This is a genomic window from Endozoicomonas sp. SESOKO3 (assembly GCF_024606255.1).
The window spans coordinates 1-5,933 of the sequence record NZ_JAHHPR010000721.1 but is presented as its reverse complement, the minus strand read 5'-3'; the positions used below and the strand labels follow the sequence as shown (position 1 = coordinate 5,933).

1 protein-coding gene is annotated in these 5,933 nt (G+C 47.4%); it reads right to left on the bottom strand.

What is annotated here, in order from left to right:
- On the bottom strand, positions 1 to 5,738 hold a 5,738-nt coding region (locus tag KDK18_RS12615; RefSeq protein WP_257255281.1), incomplete at its 3' end, for a hypothetical protein.
- Positions 5,739 to 5,933 lie beyond the last annotated feature (195 nt).

Genomic DNA, 5,933 nt, shown 5'->3' with positions numbered 1-5,933 from the left:
TCAAATTCATCCACTGTCTGATATCCGTCGACACCTCTGACGGCCTTCATGTAGTGCTCAATCTCAGTCTTGCTGATCAGGCCTTCACGCATCAGGGCGATAATCTTGTGACCACTGGCAAAATGGGTAGTGACGAATTCCGAAAAACTTTTCAGGTCCTCTGGTTCATGCTCGACGTAATGAGTGGCTGTTTTGCCCATGCCGTAAATGACCTCATCGTATTCCTGAGCCCCATTTTGCAGCTGATTCCTGGCTCTGAAAACCAGCCTCTGGACTTTAGCCAGAACATTCAGAGGTTGACCTTCCACAGGCTCGGAAGAGGGGAGCGGGAAGATCGTTTTCAGGCGTTTGAAGACTTTTACAATCCGGTTGGCCTGATCAAACGTCAGACTTTCTCCGACCAGTGTCCGCAGTCGGACCGGTGCAAGTTCATCGTCAAAATCGAAGGTCGTGAAGCAGGGCATTGCCTTACCGCTTTCTACAGCTAATTCTGCAAGACCCATTGCAGCTTCCAGAGCTTGTTTCTTGAGAGAGTGCTGCTGCATGAAGTCGCGTATATCGGTCAGAACTTTGACCTGTCTCGGCGTGAACTGAAAGGGACCACCGTCATTTTCGACGGATTTTTCTGCAGCCTTCCGGAGTTCCTTCATTCTCTCAATGTCTGCTTTCCTGGTTTCAATCTCACTTTCCAAGCGAGCCTGTTCCTGAGTCAGTCGCCCGATGTCGCCACCAGTAGCATCATTGCCGCCCAATTGTAGTTGCCTGTTTCGCAGGGCATTAACCCGATGTTCATAGTTGTCAGCAGGGGCGGGTTTAATACCCACGGCTTTTTCAGTGGCTCCAATAAGCGCTTGATAATCTGCCAGATCTTGTTTTGCATTGGATACAGCTTCTCTTTTATGCCTCAGGGCTAAAAACAGCTCAGTTATTTGTCCTGGTAAGGGTTCAGCCAAATCATCGATGGTACTAAAAATATTCTCATGTATTTTACAAATCAGAGCCGCTTCTGCGAGATCCTCATCAGCCATTGCACAGGTTAAATCTATACTTTTCATGTCGTGCTCATGCAGAAATTCCGTGACCTGAGCGTACTTTTTTCTGGTTAAAGGCAGCTCACCCAGTGCTTCATCGAATTCGTCCTGTCCCTGACGATCTTTAAAGGCTGCATTGGAAATAAAATAATCAGCTTCTTCCTCTGTACCGAGGTCATCCCCCTGGATGTTAAGACCTGCTCTGGCTCTCAGTTTTTCATGGCCTTTGCCACGAAGAGTATTCAACTGGTGATGAACACTTGCCAGCTCACTTTCAGCTTCTGCTACTACTCGTCTGGCCCTGGCTACCTCACGATCAAGTACGTATCGGGGTTTTGGCCCCAGCCGGGCCACTTGCCTGTCAAGCTCATTCTCAATGACTGCGATGCGCTCGTTAATGTCAGGCTGACCCGCATTAAAAACTTCTTCATCCAGCGCCTGGAGTTTTTTTTCAATCAGACTGTTCTGGTCGTCGATAGTGGCATCGTCTTTATAGTCCCCAATGTTGAGTTGATGAGCCATTTCATTGTTCCAGGCTCTTCTGGCAACTTCTTCATCACAGTCTTTGCTCACTTCGTCCAGTAACTCACTGATTTTGACTCTTAGGGCATACTTCCGGTCAGGCAGGGTGGCATCCTTCTCAAACGCTACCTGCAGCTTACTGGCCAGCTCAGCAGTGAACGCCATGCTTCTTTCTCTGGCTGCAACGTTTTCATGAGGATATATCCTGAGCTTGTCTTCTATAGCTGCAAGATAACCTGTCTGTTTTTCACTGGCTTGCTCATCGACCTCTTCGACTTTATAGGTGAGGCGCCTGCGAAGTATACTGAGCCATTCCGGGCTCCCTTTTTTCGGATAAGAAAGGGTAATATCTGTAAGAGGGCTCTCGGGTTTGAGACTCTTCATGTACTCAAGTCTGCGGTTTTCTTGTGTGACAATATTATATATCTTGTCCAGCATGTACTCCGGGACATCATCAGCATCAAGCCTTGTACGAACCCTGGCAAGTCTTGCTGCTTTGTTATCACCTCTATTGATTTTAATGTTGAACACCTGTTCTGTGGCTGACAGTATTTCCAGGGCCTCTTCCTCTGCCCGCTCACTGGCTTTTGTGATGAATGCCTGCATGCTGTCAGAAATATCCTCGCGACGGAGATACACACCATCGTTTTCATCAACGTCACTCATCTCAAGGGCTTTTTCTACGGCACTCAGTGTCTCAAGAACTTCAGGCATGGCTTTGGGGTGGCCTGGTGTTTGGATGTCATGCAGTTGTTTTTCCAGCTCTTTAAGTTTGAAGAGCTTGGCATGTACTGTTGACTCCAGGGTGTCGCGGTCTTCCAGTGTGGTGTCTTCACTCAGCTTGATATCAAGAATCGCCGCCACAGCATTTTTCCTGAGCCTGGTGTAAGAATGCTCCATATCGCGTTGTTTGCGCATTTTATAAAGTTTTTGACGCAGACGTTGCCCCTGGGCATTTATTTTCTTAAGTTTTTTAATCAGGCGTTCTTGTTGGGCGTCAATATCTGCATTGCTATCAAAGTTCTGAATGTTTAAATGCGCGGCAATGGTTGCATAGCGGGCTTTGATATCAGGTTCATTTTTAGCATCTGTTCTGGTGCTCTGTTGCTGAAGATATTGCTGATCGATCTGCACTTCCCGCAACTTAAGGTGCTGCTGAATGTTCTGGCAACGGACTTCCGGGTTCTTTTCATTATCCGGAACCAGACCAGACTGACCTTCAGTGTTAGCCAGAATATTCTGCATTAACCGATCGGTTAGTTCTGCCTTTTGTTGCAGGTGGTGTTGAATGTTTCGACAGCAGGTATCCAGTTTGTTTTCATTGACAGGAGTAATACCCTGCTTGCTGACAGTGGCCGCCAGTTTTTCTTTTAAAGCTTCTTCCCCGGGTTGTCCTGATCTGGTAATCGATGTTGCGGTAACTGGTGTTGCGGTAACTGGTGTTGCGGTAACTGGTGTTGCGGTAACTGGCGTTGCGGAAATCGATGTTGCTGCTATCGCTTCACGAACTTCTTTTTTCAGAATGGGAGTACGATCGACTTCTTTCTGAAGGTTCTGTATCCAGTGACTCCGTTCTGCCAGTTCTTTTTCGATCTGAGCGTCCTGTGTCCTAATGTGTTGCTGAATGGTCCGGCAACGCATCCCCGGGTCTTTTTCGTCAACCGGGACCAGACCAAGCTGACCTTCAATGTACGCCAGATTATTCTGGATTATTCGATCGCTCGCGTCTTCCGTGATTATACCGAACCGATAATCAATTAAAGCCATATTATTCTGGATTAACCGATCGGTTAGTTCTTCCTTTTGTTGCAGGTGCCGTTTAATGGGCTGAAGGATATCCGGGTCGCCTTCATTGATCGACGTAATATCGCGCTTGCCGCCAATGGCCGCTGGTTTTGCTTTTACAGCTTCTTCAACTGGCTGTCCGGTTGCGGCAACCAGTTGTTTGATTTCATGTCTAATGAGACTGGCTTGTTCTTCGGGTGGCTGGGTATCATCCCAGTCATCAATACCAAGCTCTGCTGCTATTTGAGTGTTGCGAACTTTTGTAGCATCTGCTCTGGCATCACGAAATTGTTGTTCCAGCTCTGAAATTCGTTTGACTGCCTGCTCTTGTAGATGCTGAGCTGGCGGATAAACGACCTCAGGCGCATGCGGCTTAAAGAGCTGCAGAATGGCTTTGTGTCGGGCTTCCAGGTCATTTTCGTTGTTCGGAATCAGACCGAGTTGATTTTCAATGCTGGCCAGTCGGATCTCCTCTGCGATGGGGTCTGCCTTTTGTTGCAGAGGCTTTCCTTTTGCAATAATTGTTGCGACCGTCATCTGGTGAATTTGATGAATTTTTTTTTCGATACGTCTGAGTTGTTCTCCGAGTGGCTGGGTATCATCCCAGTCAACAATACCAAGGTTTGCTGCCCGTTGAGTGTTGTAAGCTTTTCTGGACTCTTCTCTGGCGTCACTCATTGGTTGCAACTTTGGAATTCTTTTTACTTCCTGCTTTAGCTTCTCCAGCTGGTTTTGCATTCTTACAATTACTATTCGAGTGTTTGCAAGTTGATTCTCATATTCTTGACAGAACAAAAGTGCTATCGGATTTTCCTTTTCACTGCAATTAGCTTCCTCCGAAGTGAGTTTTAACAGGTTTCTGAGCTGGATGAGTTCTCTTTCATTTGCCTCCTGCGCTATCAGTTGAGTTTCTACTTCAATCAGCTTTCTGGAGGTCTCTCTCATAACGTTGGAAATAAACGCTTCGTCATGCTCAGACGTTTTGGCCTTCGTTTGGCTAGTATCACTCATCGAGAGTATCACTGGCTGAATGTTCTTAATAAAGATCGGGTTAGCCAGAAGATTTCTAAGTACGGGTTTGAAGCTGAAGTGTTTTTCGAGTTGATTATGAAACAAGGTTGGTGTGAAGAACGACGAAGCGACCCTGATGTGCCCTATTGTGAAATCAAATTCATCTGCTTGATCTGAACTGGCAATGGTCAGTGCCTGCTGGATAGATTCATAGTCTGCAAGCGCACTCAGTTCTAATGTGCCAAGACCAGCACCGCGGCAACAATCCAACCGTTCAGCAAACCCCTCCAGTAGCGCCATCTGCCTGCTTCGAATGACATACTGGTAGCTTTTGACCTTGTCTTTTTTTACCTGTGCTACGGCGGGAGTGGGGTTATTAGGGTTATTTTCTTCCTGGAAGCTGTTGAGGCGTTCCACAAAAGCGATGTCGGTCGGGTTCTGTTTCTGACCGCGGAAAACAATAATTTCCCCCCGGGCCTCAGTTACTTCCAGTTTTGGATAACCAACAGGCATTGGATAAGCCTGTCTTTCATCTCTAACGTGTACAACATAGCCGACGGGCTGATGGTATGACAAGAGATCATTCAGAGCTTGCTGTTGTAAATCTTCCCCCAGAACATGAACCTGGGTGTAAGCAGAGGTGGCTGCTGCAAGTAAAACTTCATCGTTGACAAAGAGCGATTGACCCAGACGCCGCAATTCAGGAGGCTGATCACCGGAAGCGATAAGACGCATGAAAGTGCGCCCTCTTACTTCAACTTCGTCTACTTCAATGGTGGCAAGGACAACGTAGTTATCAGCTTCGCCCAGGTTTCCTGCTCTTTCATGCGCACCTTTCAGCACTCCGGCCAGATGTTCGGGATTGGCGATTTTTGTTAGCGGTTCTAAGGGTTGTACATCACCTGACTGAGCTCGAACAGCCGCAATTGAATTCTGATGGATCATTCCGTCTCTGACTTCAATGACCAGCACCTTTTCTGCAAGGTTCTGGGTGAACTTGAATACCCCCTCATTACCGACCTTCAGGACTTTGGTGTACTTCCTGGCAACGTCATCCTTGCTTGTTTCAAACTGATCAACCATGGAAACGCCGCCCCCGATGCCAGAAAGAACGTCTGTGAAGCCTTCAGAAGGAACGTCGTAACCCGCATTGACTTCAGTCTGATCAGGGTAGGTAGTTGTAATGGATTTGGGTATTGGCTGCTGGTTATCACCCAAAGTTGGCTGAACCACAACCTCACTCAGGATATACACCGCCTGTCCATTGCTCTGAATATCGACAGACTTTGTCAGCAGCCTGCGATCGGCCAGTACCTGTGTGACAGTGATGGAAGAGCTGATGGCTACGGCCACTGCAAGACTTAATGCATTGGGGCGGGCACATGTCATTCTATTACCTCAGAGCTGAGTACTTTTGTCACTGTGAAAAGTGAGGTCCACACCAGGCGAGGGAGCAACGGTTAATCACCCATGGCTGTCAATTGCTCATGGCTGTCCTGTCACCACTCTTTTGCCATTCGTAGAAGGTACCCAGAGTGTAAGAGTAAGGAATACTTTTTGCGTGGGAGAATGACCATTTAGGCA